This window comes from Actinoplanes sp. NPDC051405, from assembly GCF_055586185.1.
In genome coordinates, this window is record NZ_JBVJIR010000040.1 from 1 (window position 1) to 22814 (window position 22814).

Below are 22814 nucleotides of genomic sequence, written 5' to 3' on the forward strand. Positions count from 1 at the left end.
CGGCCCCCGCCTGTCCCTGCTGGAGATGGCTAAGAACGCGGCCCCCGCGCTAGGCGTACGGGTGGAACCCACCCCCCCCCCCCCCCTCCCCCCCCCCCCCCCCCCCCCCCCCCCCCCCACCCCCCCCCCCCCCCCCCCCCCGCCCCCCCCGCGATCGCAGATGTCGGTGTGCAGGTCGCCTCTCGGCGAAAGGCTCAACGCGGCTCCAGCCGAACGGTAATCCGCGAAGGCAAAGGGTGAGGCCCGGGGACACTGATCACACCGACATCTGATCCAACCGTCGGCCGGGCCCCCCGATTCCGGTAGCAGTTGTGACTCAGGCCACACCGTTTGACGACCCCGCCCCCGGGTAGACGAAGCAGCGTGAGCGACTTCCAGGTACTGGACGACTACCTCGACGAGGCCTTCACCGGGCAGGAACGGCTCAGCAGCGCCGACCTGCAGCGCGGGGCCATCGCCGCCGACCTGCCCGCCACCGCGCTGACCCGCATCGACGCGCTGCCCGAGGGCGAGTACGCCCAGGACGAGGCGGCCGAGGCGCTGCGGGCGCTGGACACCTGATCCCGTCGGAGCCCCGACGACCTCGATGCCCGACCAAGGAGCGAGATGACCCAGCAGAACGAACGCCTGCCGGCCTTCGGCGACGAGGAAGCCGTACCGGACGGCGACAGCGACTTCGCCGGCGAACACTCCGACACCGCGGTGGACCGGGAGGTCATCGAGGGCGAGAAGGGCGAGGAAGAAAGCTCGCGCGGCTGGTCCGGCCTGGAGCGCGAAGGCCCGCCCTGACCGCATCACCCAGACAGCGGAAAGCCCCCGGCCGAGCGGCCGGGGGCTTCCTCGTGCCGGGATCAGGCCGCCTGGGCCAGCGCCGGCCGGTCCTCCTCGTCGCTCTGGTGGTCACCCTCCGCGGCCTCCTTGGCCAGGGAGTACGCCATCTGCAGGAAGTCGGACGCGGCCGTCGCGGTGAAAACGGTGGCCGCCAGCCGGGTCAGCCGGGGTGCGAATACCAGACCGCTGGTCAGCCCGGTGGCCACCCACACCGCCAGGCAGAACGGGCAGCTCAGCAGCTCACCGACGGAGTGGCGCAGGGTGCTGCCCTGGTCGCGTACCTCTTCGTTGATCTCACCGCTGCCGGCCGGCGCCGCATAGCGGGTGAACGGCGCGCGCAGCGGGCTGGTGATCGCGTCCTTGGCGATCAGCCGGCTCAGCTTGTGCGTCGCGATGGAGATCAGCACGATGTCGGCGGTGGCCGGGCGATCCGGTACGGGGCGCGCGGTCAGCTTCGCCGCGGCGGCCAGGCTGCCGGCGAGCAGTCCAAACGCCCCCATCGTGGCCACGTAACCGTCCAGCGGCCGGTGTTCGTGGGGTGCGTAGTCCCGCCGCAGCCGGTTCAGCCGGCCGCGTACCGAGGAGATCATGAAATCCGGGTTCCTCTCAGAAGTCCTGGGTGAGCCGGCCGGGATCGACCTCACGGCCGGCGTACCGGGACAGGTACTCGTTCTCCAGCTCCTCGGTCCGCCGCAGATGGTTGGCCAGGGCGGCGTCCGGGCCGTGTCGCAGGGTCTGCAGCCGGGTGCGGTGCAGGCTGGCCAGCTCACGGAACAGATCGTCGTCGGCCAGCCCCGCGGGGTCGATGCCGTTCTCGGAGACGACGGTCTCGTCGCCGGCGGAGTCGAGCCGGGCGTCGGTCATGACGGCGCTCCCTTCCTCGGTCGCTCAGTGCTTGCTGCAAGGGGTTGCCCGTGCGCCCTGCCGCCAAACCCGCCGGTACGCTGAGGGACATGAAAGGGCTGTGGACCCCCGCGTGGATCGCGCGCCACATCCTGGCGCTCGTGCTCGTGGCCGGATTCCTGGCCCTGGGCTGGTGGCAGTTCAGCCGGGCCACCGGCGGCAATTCGCTCAGCTGGGGCTACACCTTCGAATGGCCGGTGTTCGCCGTCTTCGTGGTGTTCATCTGGTACCGCGAGGTCCAGCAGGAGCGCCGCGCCGCCCGCGCCGCCGAGCAGGACGGGCCGGCAGAGGCCGAGCCGCAGTCGGAGGAGCAGCCGGCGCAGCAGCCCGTGCCCCGGCAGGACGCCCCGGTGACCGTGCGCCGCCCGGTCCGCGTACCGGTGGCGCAGGTGGCGCCGGCCGACGACGACGATCCCGAGCTCGCCGCCTACAACGACTACCTCGGCTGGCTGGCCGCCCACCCCGGAGCCCGGCCGAGCGACTATCCCGGCCGTCGCGCCAGCGCCGGCTGAGTCCAGACCGCCCAGTTCCAGCGAGTTCAAGGACGTGCACTATGCAGGGAGCCCTCACCCGCTACCGGATCATCGCCTGGATCGTCGGCGTGGTCCTCATCGCGCTCGTGGTGGTCGGCATGCCGCTGAAGTACCTGGGTGACAACGACACCGTGGTGGCCACCATCGGCCCGTTCCACGGCTTTCTGTACATGGTCTACCTGGTCGCCGCCTTTGACCTGAGCCGCCGGGCACACTGGCCGCTGGGCCGGATGCTGCTGGTGATGCTGGCCGGCACGATCCCGTTCCTCTCCTTCTGGGCCGAACGGGTCGTCTCGCACAAGTGGGTCCCGGCCACGCGCACTTCGCCGCCGGCCATGGCAGAGTAGAAAAAGTAACGCTGCGGAACGGATTTGTTGCCCGCCGTTATCGGGATCATTCTCTTATTTGTGATCATTGGCGCAAGTCACTCTTCGGGCTCTTGTGTTAATGCCGCGCGCCGATAAGTTAATGCGGTTGGTCCGGTCCGCAGCCACACCCTCGGTGGCGCCGGCCAACGCCGCCGAATCCTCGCCGGCGGAAACGGACGACCAGATCCCCCACGGTCACCGCCTCCGCCACGACGAACCGGGGAACCAACCGAAGCAGCACCGGGGTGAATCCGCGCGAGCGGTAGGGGCCTTCTTCCCGCCCCGAACCCGTCAGCTAACCCGGTAGGCGGCCCGAGCGGAAGAAAGGCCACAAACCGTTGCCACACGCCCGCACGAGGCTCCGTGCGCTGGTGGTTGCCGCCCTGGCGATCGCGATCACCGGCACCACCGCGACCGCCGCACACGCGGAACCGTCGACGAGTGAGCTGACGAAGAAGATCGACAAGGCGTCCGATCAGCTCGAGGACGTCGTCGAGTCGTACAACAAGATGAACATCAGCCTCAAGCAGACCAAGGACCAGGAAAAGAAGCTGGCCGCATCGCTGGCCCCGGCCAAGGCCGCGCTGGAGGCCGCCGGCACGCAGATGGACGCGATCGCGGCGTCGGCGTACAAGACCGGCAACATCGGCACCATGAACGTCGTGCTCGAGGGCGCGGACAACCTCATGGACAGGATGAGCATCCTCGAGCAGATCTCCCGCAGCCGCGGCCGTGACATCGCGGAGTACCGCGCGACGACGGAGAACTTCGCCGAGCGCCAGGCCGCCCTCAAGGCGACGCAGAAGAAGCAGGAAGCCGAGGCCAAGGCCCTCAACGCGCGCAAGAAGAAGATCGAGGGCGACCTCAAGAAGCTGTACGCGATGCGCACCGCCGCCTACGGCTCGCCCACCGAGAAGGCCAGCAAGTACACCGGCAACATCCCGTCCATCGCGGGCTCCGCCGGTAAGGCCGTCACCTTCGCCTACAACGCCCTCGGCGTCATGTACGACTACGGCGCGGACGGGCCGAACGGTTACGACTGCTCGGGCCTGACCTCCGCCGCCTGGCGGGCCGCCGGCAAGTCGCTGCCACACAACGCCGCAGCGCAGTACAGCGCGACCACCAGGATCTCGCGGTCCGAGCTCAAGCCGGGCGACCTGGTCTTCTACCGCAGCAACGGACACGTCGGCATCTATGTCGGCGGTGGCCAGATCATCGACGCCTCCCGCGCGGGCCAGCCCGTCAAGAAGCGCACGATCGACATCATGACCCCGAACGGCTACGGCCGGGTCACCTGAGCCGGGTCACCCGCTTCAGCAGGCACGAGAAAAGGCCGGTGTCCCCTGAGGGGTCACCGGCCTTTCGCCGTACTGGCGGTTGCCTTACGCGGCCTGCAGGCCCTCGGCCCGGGCCAGCTCACGCAGCCGGCCGAGCGCCTGGATCTCCAGCTGGCGGATGCGCTCCCGAGAGAGCGAAAACCGCGACGCCACCTCGGTCAGCGAGTGCTCGCGACCGTCCTCGAGGCCGTACCGGGCGCGCATGATGCCCGCCGAACGGTCGTCGAGGTGGTTCAGCAGTCCCTCGATGCGCTGACGCTCCAGCGCGGTCAGGACGATCTCCTCGGGCGACGGCGCGTCGCTGTCGGCGACCAGGTCGCCGAGGTTGGTGTCGCCGTCGTCGCCCACCGGGGTGTCCAGGGACACGGTGTCCTGGGCCCAGCGGGTCAGCTCGGTGACGCGCTCCACCGTCACGCCCAGCGCCGCGGCGACCTGCGCGGGCTCCGGGTCGGCGCCGAGCTCGCGGACGAGCTGGCGGGTGACGTTGCGCATCCGGTTGACGTCCTCGACCAGGTGCACGGGCAGGCGCACGGTGCGCTCCTGCTGGGCGATGGCCCGGCTGATGGCCTGGCGGACCCACCACGTCGCGTAGGTCGAGAACTTGTAGCCACGCTCGTAGTCGAACTTCTCGACGGCGCGCACGAGGCCGGTGTTGCCCTCCTGGATGAGGTCGAGCATCGGCATGCCCGAGCGCACGTAACGGCGGGCGATCGACACGACCAGTCGCAGGTTGGCGCGAATGAAGAGATCCTTCGCCCGCTTGCCCTCGGTGACCAGCCGCTCCAGCTCTTCCCGGCTCACGCCGCGACGGACCTCGCCGGTGTCGAGCAGGTGCTCGGCGTAGAGGCCGGCCTCGATTGCCTTGGAGAGGTCGACCTCCCTGGCAGCATCCAGCAGCGGCGTCCGGGAGATTTCGTGCAGGTAGACTCCGACGAGGTCGCGCTCCTCGGCGACCTGGTCGGTCCTCATCACGGTGTTCTTCTCCACGTTGCCCACGGTCCCCTCATTGCCTTCACTAACCCTGTTACGGGCAATACCTGCGTCCATCAGCCCTCCCCGTAACGTCCGCAGTTCATGCATTGCGGTGCTGACACATACCTGAACAGTTGGCGCCCTGCGCTGATTCCGGCTGGTGAGTCGAAAGTGTCACGAGTGTCTGAGCATCAGCTGAGAGCCGCGTGCATACTTACTGAAGAGGGCTCTCGCAGAGGTATTCGGAGCAGCACCCGCCGGTGGATGCGTGATGAGACGCATACCCTGTGCCCGCTTCATGACACCATCGGCCCCTCTTCGTCACAGCGACGGGCATCACGGATTCCGCTGCGATGCTCATCACTACCCAGTACGGGCTGGTAGCCGATTGGGTTCACGTCCAGCATCGACAGGTTGCCGTCCGGCTTGACCCAAACGCCACGGCGAAAGCTCCCGTCGCCGACCGCGAACGGGACCACCTGCCACGATGCGGCACGACAAGCCCCAGTTCACTCGCCCGTACGGGTGACCCACGCGGGAATGACGGCCGTTCGGCGGGCCGCCCCGGCCGTTCCATCGAGTCCCGGCGACCGTGACGCAAAACACACCGTTACGGTTCACGGTATGGAGCGCAGTGTGCTGGTTACGGGTGGAGCGGGCGGGCTCGGCGGGGCCATCCTCGATGTGCTGCGCGATCAGGGCTGGCGCGTCGTCGCCCCGGTCCGGGCCGGTGCCGATCGACTGCCGAAAGATGTGGTCTCGGTCACGGCCGAGCTGAGCGACCCCGATGCTGTCGCCGCCGCGGTGGCCGTCGCAACCGCGGAGTCCGACGCACCGCTGCGCGCGGTGGTGAACCTGGCCGGCGGATATGCCGGCGGCGGGCTGGTGCACGAGACGCCGATCGAGGACTTCGAGGCGATCCTACGGTCCAATCTGCGCCCGACGTACCTGGTGACCGCGGCCGCCCTGCCCCACCTGGTGGCGGCCGGCGGCGGCTCGGTGGTGTGCGTCTCGTCGCGCGCGGCGGTCGCCCCGTTCGCCGGAGCGGCCGGGTACGCGACTGCCAAGGCCGCGGTGCTCGCCTTCGCGAACGCGGTCGCCGTCGAATACAAGAAGAGCGGGGTGCGCTGCAACACCGTGCTGCCCAGCGTCATCGACACGCCGGCCAACCGGGCCGCCCAGCCGGCCGCCGACTTCTCCCGCTGGGTCACCCCGGCCGAGATCGCCCAGGTGATCGGCTTCCTGGCCGGGGACGGCTCGGCGCCGACCAGCGGTGCCGCCATCCCCGTCTACGGCCGGGCCTAGAAGCCCTCCGCCAGCTGGTAGGTCAGCACCGAGGCGGCCGCGGCCAGGGTCGCCACGGTCACCAGCAGCGCCCGGGCGTGGGCGACCAGCATCGTCGCCGGTCCCCGCGAGCCGGAAGGCACCCGGGGCAGCGGAACCACCGCCGGCACCGGCGCGGGCAGCCACGCCCGCAGATGGTCCAGCAGAGCCTGCTGCACCTGCTCCGGAGTGCCGTTCGCGTCGATCACCACGAAGGTGGGGTGCTCGGGCAGGGACTCGTACGCAGCGGTAGCCGCGCGCAGGTAGTCCATCTCCTCGTGGTCGTAGCCTCGCCGCTCGATCCGCTCGTACGCGACGGCGGGATCCACGGCCAGCAGGAACGTCACGTCCGGCGCGGGGAACACCCGGTAGGCCAGGCGGGCGCGGCGCTCGGCCCTGTTCAGTCGCTCGGGGCGGGGGGTCTTGGCGTGCGCGCGGATGCTCGCGTACTGGCAGACGGCGTACCGGTCCATGATCGCGATTTCGCCCGTGACCGTGCGGCGCAGCAGCGTGCGCAGGATCGCGAGCCAGCGCAGCACCGACTCGACGAAGAGCATCGCCTTACGGCCGAGCAGGTGCTCGCCGTCGCGCCGGCCCAGCGCCGTGGCCAGCCGGCCGAACCAGCGGCGGCCGCCGGCGTTGCGCCGGTACGTCGCCGGCAGGCCCCGGGCGGCCAGGGCGGTCGCCAGCTGGTGAGCCTGGGTGGTCTTGCCGGAGCCGTCGATGCCGACCAGCGCCACCGTGCGCAGCGGGCGGACGGCGGTGACCGGGTGGTGCCGGACCGGGTGCTGATCGTCGAAAGCGGGGCGGGCGGAACCGAGGTCAGGGACCATACCCACCAACGGTACCCGGGCCAGTCACGCTCGGTTCCGGCCCGAGGCGTGCTGCTGGTGTGAAGGCATCCGGCTCCGGGTAGACCGGAAGTGCCAAACGCACATCAATCGACGCAGGGAGACCGCCATGCCGCACCGGGTGGACGAGGGCCTGGTCAACACGCTCAAACGGGTTGCCTCCGTGCTCAAACAGGCGGAAGTCCCGTTCGCGCTCGGCGGCAGCTTCGCGGTTTACGCCCACGGCGGGCATTCCAGCGATCACGACGTCGACTTCCTGATCCGCGAGCAGGACAAGGCCCGGGCGCTCGAGGAGCTGTCCGCGGTCGGCTTCGAGGTGGAGCAGCCACCTGAGGACTGGCTGGTCAAGGTCTTCGACGAGGGCCGGATGGTGGACCTCATCTACCGCCCGGTCGAGTCGCCGGTGACCGACGCCACGCTGCGGGACACCGTGATGCGCCCGGTCGAGGCGATCAACATGCCCGTGCTGTCGGCGACCCAGCTGATGGTGCACAAGCTGCTGAGCTACACCCAGCACTACTGCGACTTCGCCACCGGCCTGCCGGTCGCCCGGTCCCTGCGCGAGCAGATCGACTGGGACAGGGTCCGCGAGGAGACCGCGAAGTCGCCGTACGCGGAGGCGTTCCTGGTCCTGCTCGACCGCCTGGACGTGGTCGCACAGCCGGGGGAAGCACGTCTGACAGTGGGGGGTTGAGATGACACCACAGCTCGACGAATACGTGGAGGCGGAGATCCAGCGCCTGCTCACCGAGAACGGCGCGATCGCCGAGCAGGGCATCACCCTGCAACGTCGCGAGCACCTGCTGGTGCTCGGCGGCGAGGTGGAGAGCGCCCAGCGGCGCGACGAGATCTGCCGGCAGATCACGGCGAACTTCCCGGACGTGGAGATCGCCTGCGACATCGGCATCGTGCGCGCCGCGGCGCCCAGCGAGGTGGAGGAGATCTCATGATCCGGATCGCCGCCGTGGGCGACGTCCACGTCGACAAGGACGTCCTGGGCCGCTACCGGCCCGCACTCGAACAGCTGCCCGGTGCCGCCGACGCGCTGCTGATCGCCGGGGACCTGACCCGGCACGGCACCGTCGAGGAGGCCAAGTGCATGGCGACCGAGTTCGGCGACCTGGGCGTACCGGTCGTCGTCGTGCTCGGCAACCACGACCACCAGAGTGACCAGCAGGACGCGCTCAGCGAGGTGCTCCGCGACGCCGGCATGACGGTGCTGGAGGGCGACGCGACCGTCCTGGAGATCAACGGTCACCGGCTCGGCATCGCCGGCGCCAAGGGCTTCGGCGGCGGGTTCGCCGGGGCGTGCGCCAGCTCGTTCGGCGAGCGCGAGATGAAGAATTTCGTCGGTACGACCGAGGCGATCGCCGAGCGGCTCGGTGCGGCGCTGCGGGGGCTCGACTGCGATGCCCTGGTGGCACTGACCCACTACGCCCCGGTGCCCGAGACGCTGGTCGGTGAGCCGCTCGAGATCTATCCGTTCCTGGGGTCGTACCTGCTGGGTCAGGCGATCGACTCGGCCCCGACGGCGCTGGCCCTGCACGGGCACGCGCACCACGGCAGTGAGCGGGGCCGTACGCCCGGCGGCGTGCCAGTCCGCAACGTGGCGCACCCGGTGATCAAGCAGGCGTACAACGTCTACCAGCTGCTCTCGGAGGACGTCGACGCCGGTCTCGCGACCGTCTGACGTCGCGGTGGCCGACCGGCCCCGTTCCCGCCCCGTCGAGGGCAGGAACGGGGCCGATGTGGTTGCCGGGACCCCAGGTTTTGGATTTTCGGCGCTCGGGTACCAGATCGACATGGAACTTTTGCTCTGGATCCTCGCAGTCATCCTCGTGGTCGCCGGCATCCTCGCGCTGTTCCGGCGGCAGATCCTCTGGGGCGTTGTCCTCATCGTCGTCGGTCTTCTCGTCGGCCCCGGCGGCGTCAGCATCTTCAGTTAAAACCCTCCTACCCCCCGGCAGTTTCCTGACCGGTCACGACGACCGCACCGGGGCTGCCGTATGGCTACCTCTCGCAGGCAGTCATACGGTGGCCCCGGTTCTCTTTGCGTAGCGGGACGCACACGAGGTGCGATGTCCCACATCGGACCTATGGCTCAATCCTCAGCGAACTGTTCCCGATGTTCGTGAGGGCGTGACGACAAAGTGGCCGAGGTCCATCACTTCACCTACGGAGCCTTCAACCCGATCGCGGCGTACCTGGTCGCGGTTCTCGGTTCCTTCCTCGGCCTGCTCGCCACCGGCCGGGCGCGCAGCGCCCGCTCCCGCAGCCGCCGCAACCGCTGGCTGGTCATCGCGGCCTTCTCGATCGGCGGCGCCGGCATCTGGCTCATGCACTTCACCGCGATGCTCGGCTTCGACGTGCCGCAGAGCCCGGTGCGGTACAACCCCTGGGTGACCATGGCGAGCCTGGGCCTGTCGGTGGTCACCGTGGGCCTCGGGCTGATGGTCGTCGGGCACGGCCGGCGCAGCCTGCCGAAGATCGCGGTGGCGGGCTTCTTCACCGGTATCGGCGTGCTGGCCATGCACTACACCGGGATGGCCGGGCTGCACGTGTCCGGCAAGATCCATTTCAACCCGGTCCTGGTCGCCGCGTCCGCGATCATCGCGGTCGTCGCCTGCGCCGCCGCGCTCTGGTTCGCCGTCTCGGTCAAGGGCATGGGCGCGATGACCGGCGCCGCCTTTCTGATGGGCATGGCCGTCTTCGGCATGCACTACACCGGCATGGCCAGCATGTCCGTCGAGCTCAGCCCGACCGTCTCCACCGCCGTCAGCGGCATCAAGCCGCTGCTGATGATCGTGCCGATCACGCTGGTCAGCGCCGCCCTCATCCTCGGCGTCGCGCTGAGCGCCCTGCAGGCGATGACCGACGAGGAGTTCACCTTCGGCGACGGGGTGCCGCGCCGCGGGATGCACGCCGAGAACCCCTGGTCGCTCAAGCAGGCGTCGATGTCGGCCATGCGGCGCGCCCCCGGCAGCCGCCCGTCGCCCGGCACCCGGCCCTCGCCGCGCCCGGTCCCGCTGCGCCCCAAGCCGCTGCTCGACGAGCCGCTGATCGACGTCCCTTCCTGATCGCGGACCCACGCGGCGGCCGCGTCCGGTATACCTGATCGGCATGGCGCCAAGGATGCTGCTGTCGATGCCGTTGCACGCGATCACCGAGGTGTACGGCGAGGCGGGTCTGCGCGAGCGGTTCTCCCTCGAACTGCTCGAGTTCCCGCCCGACGACCGGCGGCAGCTGGAGGAGGCGCTGGAGCTGGCGGCCCGGCTGCACGCCGACGACCGGCGGGTCCGCGAGCCGTACCTGAACCATCTGCTCCGGGTCGCGATCCGGATCATCCGCTACTACGGCATCCGGGACGTGGACGTGCTCACGGCGGCCCTGCTGCACGACGCCGTCGAGGACCATCCGGCCGAGCTGGCCGGCCTGGACCCCACGCTCGGGCACCAGACGCTGACCGACGCCGCGGTGGCCGAGCTGGCCCGGCGGTTCAACCCGCGGATGGCCGAGCTGGTCCGGTCGGTGACCAACCCGGAGTACGACCCGGAACGCGACAAGCACGAGCAGTACCGGGCCCACGTGGCCGACAATCTGGACCGTGACCCGTGGGCCCGGATCATCAAGATCTCCGACTTCACCGACAACGGCGTCGGGGTCATCCACACCACATATGACAAGGCTCGCAGCTCGGCCATCAAGTACCGGCCGCTGGTGCCGAAGCTGCGTGAGCTGGTCGGGCGCCCGGACACCCCGCTGTCCGTCGCCGCGAAGGACCACATCTTGGACCAACTCGATTTAGCGGAGGAACGCTTCGCCGCGATTCTGGACGGCTGACCACGGTCCGGCGCCCCGCCGCCGTTAGCCTGGAGAGATGCCATCCCCTGAGACCGACTGGTGGCGCAGCGCCGTCATCTACCAGATCTATCCGCGTTCCTTTGCCGACAGCAACGGCGACGGGATGGGCGACCTGCCCGGCATCACGGCCCGTCTGAGCGACCTGCGCGAGCTCGGCGTGGACGCGGTGTGGCTGTCGCCGTTCTATCCGTCGCCGCAGCACGACGCCGGCTACGACGTGGCCGACTACCGCGCGGTCGATCCGCGCTTCGGCGACCTGGGTGACGCCGACAAGATGATCAGCGAGGCGCGGGCCCTGGGGCTGAAGGTCATCGTCGACCTGGTGCCGAACCACACCTCCAACGAGCACGCCTGGTTCCGGGCCGCCCTGGCCGCCGCGCCCGGCAGCCCGGAGCGCGAGCGCTACATCTTCCGCGACGGCCGCGGCCCGGACGGCAGCGAGCCGCCGAACGGCTGGCAGAGCGTCTTCGGCGGGCCCGCCTGGGAACGCGTCAGCGACGGCCAGTGGTATCTGCACCTGTTCGACGTCTCGCAGCCGGACCTCAACTGGGGAAACCCGGACGTACGGGCGGAGTTCGTCTCCGTGCTGCGGTTCTGGCTCGACCGCGGCGTCGACGGCTTCCGGGTCGACGTGGCGCACGGCCTGATCAAGGACGCCGAGCTCGCCGACTGGCAGTACGCCGGTGAGATCCTCGGCGGCCTCGCGCCCGAGGGTGCCCCGCCGCCGCCGATGTGGGACCAGGACGGCGTGCACGAGATCTACCAGCAGTGGCGCGCGGTCCTCGACGAGTACGAGGGCGGCCGCATCCTGGTCGCCGAGGCGTGGGTGCAGCCCGCCGACCGGCTGGCCCGCTACGTGCGGCCGGACGAGATGCACCAGGCGTTCAACTTCGAATATCTCGACACCCCGTGGTCGGCCGACCCGCTGCGCAAGGTCGTCGACAGCACCACGGCCGCCAATGCCGCGGTCGGCGCCCCCACCACCTGGGTGCTCTCCAACCACGACGTGGTGCGGCACGCGACCCGGCTGGGTTACCCGGTCGGCGAGCCCCGCAAGCACGGCATCGGCATCGGCGACCCGCAGCCGGACGTGGCGCTGGGCCTGCGCCGGGCCCGCGCGGCGACCCTGCAGATGCTGGCGTTGCCCGGCTCGGCGTACCTCTACCAGGGCGAGGAGCTGGGGCTGCCGGAGGCCACCGAGATCCCCGACGAATACCGCCAGGACCCGGCCTGGGAACGCTCCGGGCACGCCGAGCGCGGTCGCGACGGCTGCCGGGTGCCGATCCCGTGGGAGGCCGACGCCCCGTCGTACGGCTTCGGACCGGCCGACGCGAGCTGGCTGCCGCAGCCCAGCGTGTGGGCCGAGTACGCGCTGGACCGCCAGCGCGGCGTGGCCGGCTCGACGTACGAGCTCTACCGGGCCGCGCTGCGTCTGCGCGCCGAGCACGGCCTGGGCACCGGCACGCTGCGCTGGGTGGACACCCCGGCGGACGTGCTGGCGTTCCGCAACGGCGGCCTGCTGGTGCTCACCAACTTCGGCGACGCGCCGGCCGAGCTGCCACTCAACGCCCGGGTGCAGCTGACCAGCGGCCCGCTCACCGACGACGGCCGGGTGCCGCAGGACGTCACTGTGTGGGCGCGGGTCTGACCTCTTCCCGCTTGCCGTAGGTGGCCAGGGCCGCATGGGTGTCCGCCATGTCCCTGGCCACCGTCCGGCTGGCCAGCCAGTACATGACGCCGGTCGGGATGAAGAACAACTGGAACGCGGCCAGGCCGACGGCGTAGTTCAGCGGCGGCGGGAACGCCCCGGCCAGCTGCCGGAAGACGAGCGCGACCAGGGCGTTGCCGCCGGCCCGGCCCACGCCGTTGACCAGGTTGCCCAGGCTGTAGACGGTGCCGCGGTGCTCCGGCGGGTTGACGTCGGCGATCAGCGCGAACCAGTTCGGGGAGTTGGCCGAGGTCAGGGCCAGCGCGAAGATGGCGGTGGCGAGGCTCAGCCCGACCGTCGGCTCGGTGAGGACCTGCCCCAGGATGGCCAGCACGACGTCGCCGGCGCTGCCGCCGTCCGGCACGTCGATGCGGAACGGCACGAAGAACAGGACCACGTAGAAGGGCACGGCGGCGATGACGCCCACGGCCGCGACCAGGGCCCGGCCCCGCGGGGTACGGCGTTGCAGCCGGTCGCCGATCAGCCCGCCCAGGATCGACAGGGCCCCGCCGAGCTGGAACAACGTGGCGAAGACGCTGCCCACGATCACCGCGGTGGCCGTCGTGTAGCCCTGATCCTCGGCACGCGAGCGGAACAACACGGGCAGCCACACCAGCGACCCGAACGCGATCTGCGCGGTGAGACCCTGCAGGATCAGCCAGATGTTGGTCCGGCGGCGCAGGATCCGGGGCAGGTGGTCGTGGTGGATCCGCTCGTCGTACTCGACGCCGGCCAGCTCCGGCTGACTGTCCCCGCGCGGCACGTCGAAGGTGAAGACGTACGCCACCGTGGCGAGCACGCCGGCCACGGCCACCACCACGAACGGCCGCCGCCAGTCGGCCGAGCCGAGCACCCCGGCCAGCAGCGTGCCGACCAGGGTGCCGACGCCCTGCGACAGGCCCCAGAAGCTCATCACCAGGCCCCGGCGCCGCGGTGAGATCAGGTCACTGACCACCGAGAAGCTGACGCTGGCGACCCCGCCCAGCCCGATCGCGGCCAGCACCTGGGACAGCAGGAACGACGGATAACTGCCGGCCAGGCCGGACCAGGCGGTGCCGGCCACCCAGATCAGGGTGCCGGCGATGAGCACCGGCTTGCGGTCGAGGCGGTCCCCCGCGTACGCCCAGGCGATCGCGGCGACCGCGCTGATCAGGAACATCACCGTGGTGGCGAGGGCGATGTGGCCCTCGCTCACGGCGTAGTCGTCGGCGATGCTGCCGTACAGCGGCGGGACCAGGTTGATCGCGACGTTGTCCAGGGAGGCGAGGACGACGAAGACGATCACGCTGTACGCGCGATGCGCCGGTCCTCCCCGCCATCTCACGCGACGAGGTTAACGGGACACCCTGTCGATCACCGCGTCACGGGCGGCGGCGTACTGCTCCCGGATGATCGGGGCGCTGCTGTCCTCGTACACCTCGGGGGTCTCGGCGGACCACGTCGGTGGCGCGTCACCACCCACCGTGACCCACGCGGCCTGGCGGGCGGCCCCGTCCGCGACGTATTCGCCGGGCGGCGGGACCAGCACCGGCAGGCCGAAGAGGGCGGGCGCGATGCGGCGGACCGCCTCGCTGCGGGCGCCGCCGCCGACCAGCACGATGCGGTTGGCCGTCGCACCCTGGGCGACCAGGGCGTCCAGGCCATCGGCGAGCGCGCACAGCATGCCCTCGACCGCGGCCCGGGCCAGGTGCGCCGGGTCCGACGTACGCAGGGTCAGGCCGTGCACGGCACCGGTCGCGTTCGGCCGGTTCGGGGTCCGCTCGCCTTCCAGGTACGGGATCAGCACCAGCCCGTCCGCCCCCGCGGGCGCGGACAGCGCGAGCCGGGACAGCTCCTCGTGGTCGACCCCGAGCAGCCGGGTCGCCGCGTCGAGGACCCGGGCGGCGTTCAGCGTGACGACGATGGGCAGGAACCGGCCGGTGGTGTCGGCGAAGCCGGCAACCGTGCCGCTCGGGTCGTCGGGGGCCACGTCGGAGGAGACGAACACCGTGCCGGACGTGCCGATGGAGATCATCACGTCACCGGGCAGCGCCCCCGCACCGAGGCCGGCCGCGGCGTTGTCGCCGGCACCCGGACCGAGCGGCGCGCCGTTGGGCAGGTGACCGGCGATCCCGGTCGGGCCGAGCACCTCGGGCACCAGCAGGCGCCGGCCGAAGCCGAGCTCGAGCAGGTCGTGCCGGTACTCGTTGGCCTTGGCCGACCAGTACAGCGTGCCGCTGGCGTCGCTGCGGTCGGTGCGCAGGGTGTCCAGGCCCTGCGCACCGGAGAGCTTCCAGGTCAGCCAGTCGTGCGGCAGGCAGACGGCCGCCACCCGCTCGGCCGCCGCCGGCTCGTGCCGGGCCAGCCAGCGCAGCTTGGTGAGCGTGAAGCTGGCCACCGGCACGATGCCGACGGCGTCGACCCAGGCCCGGCGGCCGGCGTCGCCGCCGCCGAGGTCCTCGATCAGGTCGGCCGCGGCCCCGGCGCTGCGGGTGTCGTTCCACAGCAGCGCCGGGCGCACGACCTCGCCGTCGGAGTCCAGAACCACCATGCCGTGCTGCTGGCCGGCGACGGACGCGGCCGCCACGTCGTCCAGACCCCCGGCCTCGTCGATGGCCTGTTGCAGCGCGGACCACCAGGCGTCGGGATGCACCTCCGTCCCGTCGGGATGGGTCGCCCGTCCCTGCCGGACCAGCTTGCCGGTCTCGGCGTCACGGATGACCACCTTGCAGGACTGTGTCGAGGAATCGATCCCGGCTACCAGCGTCATGGGGTTCATTCTCCGTCGAAGATCAGCGTGCGCGCAGCAGGTGGTCGATGGCGAGCTGGTGCAGCTTCACGAAGTGGTAGCCCTGGGCACCGGCCGCGTCGACGTCGTAGTTCTCGAAGGCGCTCTTGTCGTTGAGCAGATCCTGGTAGCTCTCGCCGTCGTTCAGCGTCGGCTTGGACAGCTCCAGCACCTTGGCCTCCTCCAGTGCCGCCCGCACCTCCGGGTCGGCCCGGAAAGCCGCCGCGCGCTCCTTGAGCAGCAGGTACATGCGCATGTTGGCCTTGGCCGACTCCCACACGCCCGTGTAGTCCTCGGTGCGGGAGGGCTTGTAGTCGAAGTGCCGGGGCCCGTCGTAGCCGGGACCGCCGCCGGGTCCGCCGTTCTCCAGCAGGTCCACCGTGGCGAACGCGCTGAGCAGGTCGCCGTGGCCGAAGACCAGGTCCTGGTCGAACTTGGGGCCGTGCTGGCCGTTCAGGTCGATGTGGAAGAGCTTGCCGTGCCACAGCGCCTGGGCGATGCCCTGGGTGTAGTTGAGGTTCGACATCTGCTCGTGGCCGACCTCGGGGTTGATGCCGAACAGCTCGGGGCGCTCGAGGTCGTTGATGAACGCGATGGCGTGCCCGGCCGTGGGGAGCAGAATGTCGCCGCGGGGCTCGTTGGGCTTGGGCTCGATGGCGAAGCGCAGGCCGTAGCCCTTGTCCTCGGAGTACTGGGCGAGCAGGTTGAGGCCCTCGCGGTAGCGGTCGAGCGCGGCCTGGACGTCCTTGGCGACGTCGTACTCGGCGCCCTCGCGGCCGCCCCAGAACACCAGCGTCTTGGCGCCCAGCTCGGCGGCGAGGTCCATGTTGCGCAGGACCTTGCGCAGCGCGTACCGGCGGACGGTGCGGTCGTTGCTGGTGAAGCCGCCGTCCTTGAAGACCGGGTGGGTGAACAGGTTGGTCGTCACCATCGGCACGATCAGGCCGGTCTCTTCGAGGGCCTTCTTGAAGTTGGCGATGATCCCGTCGCGGGTGGGCGCGTCGGACCCGAACGGCACCAGGTCGTCGTCGTGGAAGGTGATGCCGTACGCCCCGAGGTCGGCGAGCTTGTGCACCGCCTCGATCGGGTCGAGGTCGGCGCGGGTGGCGTCACCGAAGGGGTCACGGGCAGTCCAGCCCACGGTCCAGAGACCGAAGGAGAACTTGTCTTCGCGGGTGGGCTGGACCGACACGGTTACCTCCACGTAACAGGACTGATTTGTTTATTGGTTGAATTATTTGGCTGTGGTGTGGCATTGTCAAGGGTGTGACGGGCCGGATGATGAGCGCTATGGGATCCCCGGTCCGGCAATCGAGCGTGCGGGCCCATAATCTCGCGCTGGTGCTGCGAACCGTCGCGAACAGCCCAGATCCGATATCTCGGGCATCGGTGTCCGCGGCCACCGGACTCACCCGGGCCACCGTCTCCGCGCTCGTCGACGACCTCGTCACCGGCGCCCTGCTCACCGAACGCGAGCCGGCGCCCCGCACCGGAGCTGGACGGCCCGCCGTGGGCCTGGTCGTCGCGCCGGACGGCCCGGCCGGGCTGGGCCTGGAGATCAACGTCGACTACCGGGGCGCATGTGTCGTCGACCTCACCGGCGCGATCCGGCACCGCCTGGTGGAGCCCGGTGACCAGCGCCTCCAGGATCCGCAGACCGCGCTCGCCGGGCTGGGCCGGCTCGCTGCCCGGGCCCGGGCGCTCGCCGAGGCGGACGGGCTGACCGTGGCCGGCACGGTCCTCGCCGTGCCGGGCCTGGTCGCCGCCGACGGCGTGGTGCGGATCGCCCCCAACCTCGGCTGGCAGGACGTCACCGTCGGAGACCTGCCCGACGGGCTGGCGATGACCGTCGACAACGAGGCCAACCTGGCCGCGCTGGGCGAGCTCGACGTCGGCGAACTCCCCCAGGACTTCGTCTACGTCAGCGGCGAGATCGGCATCGGCGCCGGCATCGTGCTCGACGGGGCGCTGTATCGGGGCTCCCGTGGCTGGAGCGGGGAGATCGGGCACATCCCGATCAACTCCGACGGGCCGGGCTGCCGGTGCGGCGCTCGGGGGTGCCTTGAGCAGTACGCCGGGCAGGAGGCTGTGCTGCGCGCCGCCGGTGTGGGCACGGTCAGCGCACTGGCAGCTGCGGCGACGGCCGGGAAGCCTGACGCACTGGCCGCGCTGACGGCGGCTGGTGCCGCGCTGGGCATGGCTGTCGCGACTGTGGTCAATCTGCTCGATGTTCGGACGATCGTGCTCGGCGGCAGTTACGCCTCGTTGCTGCCCTGGTTGCGGGACGGGATCGCGGCTGAGGCGGGTCGGCGGGTGCTCACCGCCGCTTGGTCGCCGGTGGAGCTGCGGGCTGCGGCGCTGGGGCCGGACGCGGCGATGCTGGGGGCGGCCGGGTCGGTGCTGCGTGGCGTCCTCGACGATCCCGCGGCTTGGTTGGCCCGCCGCCGGCCGTGATTCTGGGCCGCGCGGATCGCTGCGGCACCGCCTACCCGGAGGCGACCCAGGAATTTGGCCCGCTACCCCTGCCGGTAGCGGCGACCAAGCCCGCGCCGGACCGGTGGCGGCCGTAAGCTCAGGCCGAGCGGGCGGTGGAGCCCGGCGCCTCATCAGCCGCGGCGGCGAATTCGGCCAGGCCCCGCAGCAGCGAGGCCCGGCCCGCCGGCGTCATCCGCTGCAGCACGTCGGTCAGCAGCTCACGGCGGGTGGTGCGCAGGTGTTCAAGCAGCTGGCGGGACGACGGTGTCAGGAACAACGCGATCTCGCGGCGGTCCGCCCGGCCCGGCGCGCGTTCCACCATGCCCGAGGCCACCAGGCGGTCGCAGAGCCGGCTGGCCGAGGAGAGGATCATCCGCAGCTGCGTCGCCAGGCCGCGCAGGTTGATGCCCTCCTCGCGTTCGACCACGAGCAGGGCGTTCAGCTGGGGGCCGGAGAGCAACGGGGTGGCCCGCTGGCGGGCGGCATCCCACGTGGCCAGCAGTGCGGGCGCGGCGTCGTCGACTGCCGCGGCGCGCATCGGGTCCGGCCCATCCGGCCCATGGTGTTCGGCCATGGTGCAGCAGAGACTACCCGTACGCCGGAGGCTGTCGAGGGGTGGAAACCGTGTCCGACCGATTGACCGCGGTCCGGCGCGCGCTGCGCGACGCGCCGGCCGATCGCCTGGTCGAGTGCCTCGTGGAGACGGTCGCCAAGGAGTACGCGGTGACCGACCTCGACCTGCTGCTGGTCGACTACCGCCTGGCCACCCTGCTGCCGCTGCTCGACGGCCCACCGGTCACCCGGGCCGGCGATCCGGCGTGGCGCTCGTTCGACCACCAGGCCGAGGTCGTCGCCGGGCACACCGGGTTTGTGCCGGTCACCGCGCGCGGCGAACGGATCGGGGTGCTGCGCTTCACACCGGCGCCCGACTCGGAGGCCACGCGGGCTGAGGTGGCCGAGGTCGCCTCGATGCTCGCGCACGAGTTGCAGGCGGCAGCCGCCGGCACGGACCGGTACGCGGTGGCCGCCCGTACCAGGCGCCTCACGCTGGCGGCGGAGATGCAGTGGGAGTTGCTGCCCGGGCGCAGCCGCACCGGCCTCTCGTTCAGCCTGGCCGGGCAGCTCGAGCCGTCGTACGCGGTGCACGGCGACAGCTTCGACTGGGCCGAGCAGGACGGACGGCTCTACCTGAACGTTCTCAACGGCCACGGCGACGGGATGAACGCCACTCTGTTGACGTCGCTGGCCACGTACGCGTTGCGCAATGCCCGCCGCGCCGGGCTGGCGCTGGCCGACCAGGCCGCCCTCGCCGATCAGGCGGTTTTCGCCCAGCATCGCGGCGCCCTGCACGTGGAGACGTTGCTGCTGGAGCTCGACCTGCGGACCGGGGTGGTGCAGGCGGTGGATGCCGGCTCGCCGCGGATGATGGTGCTGCGCCACGGCGACGTGCTGGACGAGCCGCTGGAGGCGCAGTTTCCGCTCGGCATGTTCGAGACCTCGGAGTACCGGCCGCAGACCTTCACGCTGCGCCCCGGCGACCGGCTTCTGATCGTCAGCGACGGCGTCTTCGATGCCGCCAAGGAGAACAGCCGCTACGGCGAGTCCGCGTTGCACCGGTTCGTCCGGCGGACCGGTTCGCTGGCACCGTTGCAGGCGATCCGCTCGCTGCTGGGTGATCTGCGGGCCTTCGTCGGCGGCGACCTGGACGACGACGCGGTGGCCGTCTGCCTCGACTGGACCGGCGGCACGACGAACTGAGACGGCCGCCGGCTCCCTCGCGGGAACCGGCGGCCGTGGTGCCTTTCAGCGGGTCAGCTCTTGGCGCCCGAGCGGGACGAGATCGCCTCGAGGAAGATGTCGGCGATCTTCGCGGGGTCGGGCGCGACGAACACGCCGCCGTCGCGGGTCGCCTTGGCGATCGCTTCCAGCTCGCCGCGGTCGACCTCGTTGCCGATACCGATGATCACCAGGCGCACCGGGCGGGTCGGGTCGGCCAGCTTCTTCAGCTCGGCGACCAGGGTGGCCCGGCTGATGCCGTCGGGGTTCTTGTTGGCCCCGTCGGTGAAGAGCAGCACCGAGTTGACCCTGCCGCCCTGCCAGCTGTCCTGCACGTTCTTGTAGGCCGCCAGCGCCGTGTCGTAGAGACCGGTCTGGCCGCCCTCCTTGGGCTGGATCTTCTGGATCGAGGCGGCCAGCGCGGCCCGCCGTGAGGAGAGCGGGCTGATCGGCTCGATCTGCTTCCACGGCTGCTTACCCACCAGCTCGGTGGAGAAGATCCAGGTGCCGACCGCCCACTTGTCGTCGAACAGGGCGAGGCCCTGGGCCGCGGCCCGTCTGGTCACCTCGGCGCGGGTCAGGCCACCGGCCGTCGGCACCTTGGTGAGCATCGAACCGGAGACGTCGAAGACGGCGAGCGCGCGGCCCGGCAGGGTGATCGCCGCCCAACTGCCCAGCGCCCGGTTGAGCGCGCCGGCGTCCAGGCCCGCCGCAGCGGCGCCCTCGGAACCACCGGCGGGCTTCGCCGCGGCGGGTGAGGCCGGCGGCGCACCGACCGGAGCGGCGAAGCCGTTGCCGACCGTGCCGTCGGCGGCCCGCAGGCCCGCGACGGCCAGCTCGTTCTTGAAGCTGGGCTGCTCCAGCGCCTGCCGCAGACCGGTCGCGGCCGCCGCCTTGGTCAGGTCGACCTCGGGCATGACCGCGTACGGGTAGTCCAGCGCGGGCGGCGTCGGCTCGAGGTAGAGCGCGGCGAGCTTCACCTCGGGGCGTTCCGCGTTGTACGCGACCACGTCCTCCTCGGACAGCGGCGCGGCGCTGATGCTGCTGGCCAGGTCGGCCGCGTCGAGCGAGCGCGGGAACTTCTGCAGCAGGTCGTCGCGCAGCGAGGAACTGCCGGCGGCGAGCGCGCGCAGGGCGCCGACCTGGGTGGCCTTGGCCGCCGGATCGGTGCCGGTGGCACTGCCCAGGGCCAGCAGACCAGCGAGTCCGGCCGCGTCACGGGTCGGGTCGACGATGCCGGTGCGCAGCGAGTTGCCTGTGGTGATCTTGGTCAGCAGGTCGGACCAGGCGAGCTTCTTGTCGGGCCAGCCGACCTGCTGGGCGACGGGCTCCGGCATGGCCACCACGACCGGGCTGCGCGCGATCGACTTGCCGTCGGTGGGCACGAAGCCGGAGGCCTCGGAGCGCAGCCGCAGCAGCCAGGTCGACGAGTCCGGCAGCCACACGTCCGGGACCAGCGACGACTTACCCGCCGGAGGAAGACCGGTGAGCGTGACACCGTGCTTGAGCGCCAGGGCCGAGGCCGTGGTCGCGGGGTTGACGCCGGTCACGTTCACGGCGACACAGGTTCCGTTGACACTGGCACCGCCGGAACTCCACTGCTGAGCAGCGCGGTCCACGGCGGGGGCGATCTCGGGAGCGGCAGCGACGGTCAGCTTGATCTGACCGGAGCACTTGTCCGCGGCGAGACTCTGATAGCCGAGCCAGGAACCAGCGAGGACGACAACGATCGCCATCGCTGATGCGACGACGCCGGCTCCTCTGAGATTGAAGTTTCTGCGATGGCGGCCTGACACGCGCTCCATACTGCGCAGTAGGAGACGCGAATGCCATATACGTTCGGACGAAAGTTACTCGGATTGGGGTTTTCCCGTACCTAATTCACGTTCCGTGATGAAGCCAATCCGGGCCGTGCAGGCTAGTCGGTGATCCGATTCCAGCGCAGCACGCACGTCGGACTTCCCTCGGCCACCGGCTCGCCCTGAGACCGCGGGATGCCGGTGTCCGGGTCGATCCGGAAGATCGTGACGTTCTGTGAACGCTCGTTCGCTACGTACAGGTGATCCCCCAGCAGGGCGAGGTGCCGGGGCCATTGCCCACCGGTCGCCACCTCGGCGATCAGCGTGCCGCCGTCGGGCTCCCAGGCGAACACCGAGACCGTGTCGGGGCCGCGGTTGCCCACGTACACGAAGCGGCCGTCGCGGCCGGTCGCCAGCTCCGAAGGATAGTTCGACTTGTCGGAGCTGCTCGCCGCCCCGCCGGCCAGCCGCAGACTGCCGTCCGAAGTGTCCGGTCGGTACCAGGTCAGGTCGCCGGTCAGCTCGCCGACCAGCAGCAGCGCCCCGTCGATGGAATACCGCAGGTGGCGCGGACCGGTGCCAGGCGCGGTGACGATCGCGGCGCCGACCAGCGTCAACCGGCCGGACACCGGGTCGAGGCGGGCCCGCCACACCCGGTCCGAACCCAGGTCGGAGATCAGCACGTCCGGGCCGTTCGGATCCGGCGCGACCATGTGCGCGTGCGGACCCTCCTGGCGGTCCGCGACCGGACCGTGCCCCTCGAATCGGAGCAGGTCACAACGCTCGCCCGGCACACCGTCGGCGTCCAGCGGGTGCACGGACACGTCGCCGCTGAGGTAGTTGGCCACCAGCAGGTGGCGGGCGTCGGCCGAGACAGCCAGGTGGCACGGGGCCGAGCCACCGGTGGACTGCACGGCGAGCGGGGTCAGTGACGCGTCCTCCGCGATCGCGAACGCGCTCACCGTGCCCGCGTCCAGCTCGTTGACCGCGTACAGCACCGGCAGCCGGGGGTGCTGGGCCAGGAAGGACGGCGACGGGGTACGGGCGACGACACCCAGCCGGGTCAGCTCGCCGGTGACCCGGTCACGCCGCAACAGCGCGATGCCCTCCCCCTCGCCGCCGCTCTCACCGGTGTAGCAGCCGAGGAAGACGTACTCGTGATTCGCGCCCATGCCCCAGATCCAATCACGGGCGGGGGGGGGGGGGGGGGGGCACCCCCCCCCCCCCCCCCAAACCCCCCCCCCCCCCCCCCCCCAAGCTGGGTAGCCCGTCGGGGGGACTGTGTGTCGGTTGCTGGTTTTCCTCCGCCG

Annotated in this window: 25 protein-coding genes and 1 riboswitch; of the genes, 15 read left to right on the forward strand and 10 right to left on the reverse strand. The window is 71.0% G+C overall.

The features are described from left to right. Window positions 1-363: 363 nt before the first annotated feature. On the forward strand, window positions 364-561 hold the full coding sequence (locus tag ACZ6S4_RS44280) for a hypothetical protein (protein ID WP_433725699.1): 198 nt from the start codon (window positions 364-366) through the stop codon (window positions 559-561). Window positions 562-606: 45 nt separating this feature from the next. Beyond that, window positions 607-789 carry a hypothetical protein gene (locus ACZ6S4_RS44285; protein ID WP_360827039.1) on the forward strand — a complete coding sequence of 61 codons (183 nt, stop codon included), beginning with the start codon at window positions 607-609 and terminating at the stop codon, window positions 787-789. A gap of 62 nt (window positions 790-851) precedes the next feature. Here ACZ6S4_RS44285 and ACZ6S4_RS44290 read toward each other — a convergent pair whose 3' ends face one another. Continuing rightward, window positions 852-1421 carry a DUF1360 domain-containing protein gene (locus ACZ6S4_RS44290; protein WP_465480647.1) on the reverse strand — a complete coding sequence of 190 codons (570 nt, stop codon included), beginning with the start codon at window positions 1419-1421 and terminating at the stop codon, window positions 852-854. A 16-nt stretch (window positions 1422-1437) separates the two neighbouring features. Further along, window positions 1438-1695, reverse strand: coding sequence for a DUF6158 family protein (locus tag ACZ6S4_RS44295; protein ID WP_465480648.1), 258 nt, complete (start codon window positions 1693-1695; stop codon window positions 1438-1440). Window positions 1696-1784: 89 nt separating this feature from the next. Between ACZ6S4_RS44295 and ACZ6S4_RS44300 the strand changes: the two genes are divergently transcribed. From ACZ6S4_RS44300 to ACZ6S4_RS44310, 3 genes are all read left to right on the forward strand, one after another. Next, window positions 1785-2246: a hypothetical protein gene (locus ACZ6S4_RS44300; protein ID WP_465480649.1), complete on the forward strand. Its 462-nt coding sequence runs from the start codon at window positions 1785-1787 to the stop codon at window positions 2244-2246. 41 nt (window positions 2247-2287) lie between these two features. Further along, window positions 2288-2614 (forward strand): DUF3817 domain-containing protein, encoded by a 327-nt coding sequence (locus tag ACZ6S4_RS44305; RefSeq protein WP_465480650.1) that lies wholly within the window; start codon window positions 2288-2290, stop codon window positions 2612-2614. A 210-nt stretch (window positions 2615-2824) separates the two neighbouring features. Then, a riboswitch (cyclic di-AMP (ydaO/yuaA leader) is annotated at window positions 2825-2959 on the forward strand. Between the two features lie 47 nt (window positions 2960-3006). Next, complete coding sequence (locus ACZ6S4_RS44310; RefSeq protein WP_465480651.1) at window positions 3007-3933, forward strand: C40 family peptidase; 927 nt, start codon at window positions 3007-3009, stop codon at window positions 3931-3933. A gap of 84 nt (window positions 3934-4017) precedes the next feature. Here the strand turns inward: ACZ6S4_RS44310 and ACZ6S4_RS44315 are convergent, their stop codons facing one another. Next, complete coding sequence (locus ACZ6S4_RS44315; protein WP_041840672.1) at window positions 4018-5019, reverse strand: sigma-70 family RNA polymerase sigma factor; 1002 nt, start codon at window positions 5017-5019, stop codon at window positions 4018-4020. Window positions 5020-5568: 549 nt separating this feature from the next. On the opposite strand from ACZ6S4_RS44315, the gene ACZ6S4_RS44320 reads away from it, so the two are divergent. After that, on the forward strand, window positions 5569-6249 hold the full coding sequence (locus ACZ6S4_RS44320) for an SDR family NAD(P)-dependent oxidoreductase (RefSeq protein ID WP_465480652.1): 681 nt from the start codon (window positions 5569-5571) through the stop codon (window positions 6247-6249). Here the strand turns inward: ACZ6S4_RS44320 and ACZ6S4_RS44325 are convergent. Beyond that, window positions 6246-7100 carry a dTMP kinase gene (locus tag ACZ6S4_RS44325; protein ID WP_465480653.1) on the reverse strand — a complete coding sequence of 285 codons (855 nt, stop codon included), beginning with the start codon at window positions 7098-7100 and terminating at the stop codon, window positions 6246-6248. The two genes, ACZ6S4_RS44320 and ACZ6S4_RS44325, sit on opposite strands and share 4 nt — an antisense overlap. Window positions 7101-7227: 127 nt before the next feature. Here ACZ6S4_RS44325 and ACZ6S4_RS44330 point away from each other — a divergent pair, with 127 nt between their 5' ends. From ACZ6S4_RS44330 to ACZ6S4_RS44360, 7 genes are all read left to right on the forward strand, one after another. Beyond that, window positions 7228-7812, forward strand: a complete 585-nt coding sequence (locus ACZ6S4_RS44330) for a nucleotidyltransferase (RefSeq protein ID WP_360825900.1) — start codon at window positions 7228-7230, stop codon at window positions 7810-7812. 1 nt (window position 7813) lies between these two features. Further along, complete coding sequence (locus tag ACZ6S4_RS44335) at window positions 7814-8068, forward strand: hypothetical protein (RefSeq protein ID WP_360554983.1); 255 nt, start codon at window positions 7814-7816, stop codon at window positions 8066-8068. After that, window positions 8065-8808: a metallophosphoesterase family protein gene (locus ACZ6S4_RS44340; protein WP_465480654.1), complete on the forward strand. Its 744-nt coding sequence runs from the start codon at window positions 8065-8067 to the stop codon at window positions 8806-8808. The genes ACZ6S4_RS44335 and ACZ6S4_RS44340 overlap by 4 nt, the downstream gene beginning before the upstream one ends. Window positions 8809-8920: 112 nt before the next feature. Continuing rightward, entirely contained in the window at window positions 8921-9064 is a 144-nt protein-coding gene (locus tag ACZ6S4_RS44345) for a GPGG-motif small membrane protein (protein ID WP_465480655.1), read from the forward strand. A 204-nt stretch (window positions 9065-9268) separates the two neighbouring features. Further along, window positions 9269-10195: an MHYT domain-containing protein gene (locus tag ACZ6S4_RS44350; RefSeq protein ID WP_465480656.1), complete on the forward strand. Its 927-nt coding sequence runs from the start codon at window positions 9269-9271 to the stop codon at window positions 10193-10195. Window positions 10196-10238: 43 nt separating this feature from the next. Then, window positions 10239-10958: an HD domain-containing protein gene (locus ACZ6S4_RS44355; protein ID WP_360825909.1), complete on the forward strand. Its 720-nt coding sequence runs from the start codon at window positions 10239-10241 to the stop codon at window positions 10956-10958. Between the two features lie 37 nt (window positions 10959-10995). Beyond that, on the forward strand, window positions 10996-12627 hold the full coding sequence (locus ACZ6S4_RS44360) for a glycoside hydrolase family 13 protein (RefSeq protein WP_465480657.1): 1632 nt from the start codon (window positions 10996-10998) through the stop codon (window positions 12625-12627). On the opposite strand, the gene ACZ6S4_RS44365 is transcribed toward ACZ6S4_RS44360, so the two are convergent. The 3 genes from ACZ6S4_RS44365 to xylA are packed head-to-tail and all read right to left on the reverse strand — an operon-like array spanning window position 12605 to window position 16646. Next, on the reverse strand, window positions 12605-14011 hold the full coding sequence (locus tag ACZ6S4_RS44365) for an MFS transporter (protein WP_465480658.1): 1407 nt from the start codon (window positions 14009-14011) through the stop codon (window positions 12605-12607). The genes ACZ6S4_RS44360 and ACZ6S4_RS44365 overlap by 23 nt on opposite strands. Before the next feature lie 9 nt (window positions 14012-14020). Next, the gene (gene xylB / locus ACZ6S4_RS44370) at window positions 14021-15436 is read right to left on the reverse strand and encodes a xylulokinase (RefSeq protein ID WP_465480659.1); all 1416 of its coding nucleotides are present in this window, start codon (window positions 15434-15436) and stop codon (window positions 14021-14023) included. Window positions 15437-15458: 22 nt separating this feature from the next. After that, window positions 15459-16646 carry a xylose isomerase gene (gene xylA, locus ACZ6S4_RS44375; RefSeq protein WP_465480660.1) on the reverse strand — a complete coding sequence of 396 codons (1188 nt, stop codon included), beginning with the start codon at window positions 16644-16646 and terminating at the stop codon, window positions 15459-15461. Between the two features lie 197 nt (window positions 16647-16843). On the opposite strand from xylA, the gene ACZ6S4_RS44380 reads away from it, so the two are divergent. Then, the gene (locus tag ACZ6S4_RS44380) at window positions 16844-17908 is read left to right on the forward strand and encodes an ROK family protein (protein ID WP_465480661.1); all 1065 of its coding nucleotides are present in this window, start codon (window positions 16844-16846) and stop codon (window positions 17906-17908) included. 118 nt (window positions 17909-18026) lie between these two features. Here the strand turns inward: ACZ6S4_RS44380 and ACZ6S4_RS44385 are convergent, their stop codons facing one another. Further along, window positions 18027-18503: a MarR family winged helix-turn-helix transcriptional regulator gene (locus tag ACZ6S4_RS44385; RefSeq protein ID WP_465480662.1), complete on the reverse strand. Its 477-nt coding sequence runs from the start codon at window positions 18501-18503 to the stop codon at window positions 18027-18029. 50 nt (window positions 18504-18553) lie between these two features. On the opposite strand from ACZ6S4_RS44385, the gene ACZ6S4_RS44390 reads away from it, so the two are divergent. Beyond that, window positions 18554-19687 carry a PP2C family protein-serine/threonine phosphatase gene (locus tag ACZ6S4_RS44390; protein WP_465480663.1) on the forward strand — a complete coding sequence of 378 codons (1134 nt, stop codon included), beginning with the start codon at window positions 18554-18556 and terminating at the stop codon, window positions 19685-19687. Between the two features lie 53 nt (window positions 19688-19740). On the opposite strand, the gene ACZ6S4_RS44395 is transcribed toward ACZ6S4_RS44390, so the two are convergent. Both ACZ6S4_RS44395 and ACZ6S4_RS44400 read right to left on the reverse strand, forming a co-directional pair. Further along, entirely contained in the window at window positions 19741-21441 is a 1701-nt protein-coding gene (locus ACZ6S4_RS44395) for a VWA domain-containing protein (RefSeq protein ID WP_465480664.1), read from the reverse strand. A 182-nt stretch (window positions 21442-21623) separates the two neighbouring features. Continuing rightward, window positions 21624-22676 carry a lactonase family protein gene (locus ACZ6S4_RS44400; RefSeq protein ID WP_465480665.1) on the reverse strand — a complete coding sequence of 351 codons (1053 nt, stop codon included), beginning with the start codon at window positions 22674-22676 and terminating at the stop codon, window positions 21624-21626. Between the last annotated feature and the right edge of the window lie 138 nt (window positions 22677-22814).

Coding starts and splice junctions, on each gene's coding strand:
- ACZ6S4_RS44320 (WP_465480652.1), top strand. CDS start 5,569: ATGGAGCGCAGTGTGCTGGTTACGGGTGGAGCGGGCGGGCTCGGCGGG.
- ACZ6S4_RS44345 (WP_465480655.1), top strand. CDS start 8,921: ATGGAACTTTTGCTCTGGATCCTCGCAGTCATCCTCGTGGTCGCCGGC.
- ACZ6S4_RS44290 (WP_465480647.1), bottom strand. CDS start 1,421: ATGATCTCCTCGGTACGCGGCCGGCTGAACCGGCTGCGGCGGGACTAC.
- ACZ6S4_RS44360 (WP_465480657.1), top strand. CDS start 10,996: ATGCCATCCCCTGAGACCGACTGGTGGCGCAGCGCCGTCATCTACCAG.
- ACZ6S4_RS44305 (WP_465480650.1), top strand. CDS start 2,288: ATGCAGGGAGCCCTCACCCGCTACCGGATCATCGCCTGGATCGTCGGC.
- ACZ6S4_RS44395 (WP_465480664.1), bottom strand. CDS start 21,441: ATGGCGATCGTTGTCGTCCTCGCTGGTTCCTGGCTCGGCTATCAGAGT.
- ACZ6S4_RS44335 (WP_360554983.1), top strand. CDS start 7,814: ATGACACCACAGCTCGACGAATACGTGGAGGCGGAGATCCAGCGCCTG.
- ACZ6S4_RS44385 (WP_465480662.1), bottom strand. CDS start 18,503: ATGGCCGAACACCATGGGCCGGATGGGCCGGACCCGATGCGCGCCGCG.
- ACZ6S4_RS44330 (WP_360825900.1), top strand. CDS start 7,228: ATGCCGCACCGGGTGGACGAGGGCCTGGTCAACACGCTCAAACGGGTT.
- ACZ6S4_RS44325 (WP_465480653.1), bottom strand. CDS start 7,100: ATGGTCCCTGACCTCGGTTCCGCCCGCCCCGCTTTCGACGATCAGCAC.
- ACZ6S4_RS44315 (WP_041840672.1), bottom strand. CDS start 5,019: ATGGACGCAGGTATTGCCCGTAACAGGGTTAGTGAAGGCAATGAGGGG.
- ACZ6S4_RS44285 (WP_360827039.1), top strand. CDS start 607: ATGACCCAGCAGAACGAACGCCTGCCGGCCTTCGGCGACGAGGAAGCC.
- ACZ6S4_RS44355 (WP_360825909.1), top strand. CDS start 10,239: ATGGCGCCAAGGATGCTGCTGTCGATGCCGTTGCACGCGATCACCGAG.
- xylB (WP_465480659.1), bottom strand. CDS start 15,436: ATGACGCTGGTAGCCGGGATCGATTCCTCGACACAGTCCTGCAAGGTG.
- ACZ6S4_RS44300 (WP_465480649.1), top strand. CDS start 1,785: ATGAAAGGGCTGTGGACCCCCGCGTGGATCGCGCGCCACATCCTGGCG.
- ACZ6S4_RS44295 (WP_465480648.1), bottom strand. CDS start 1,695: ATGACCGACGCCCGGCTCGACTCCGCCGGCGACGAGACCGTCGTCTCC.
- ACZ6S4_RS44340 (WP_465480654.1), top strand. CDS start 8,065: ATGATCCGGATCGCCGCCGTGGGCGACGTCCACGTCGACAAGGACGTC.
- ACZ6S4_RS44400 (WP_465480665.1), bottom strand. CDS start 22,676: ATGGGCGCGAATCACGAGTACGTCTTCCTCGGCTGCTACACCGGTGAG.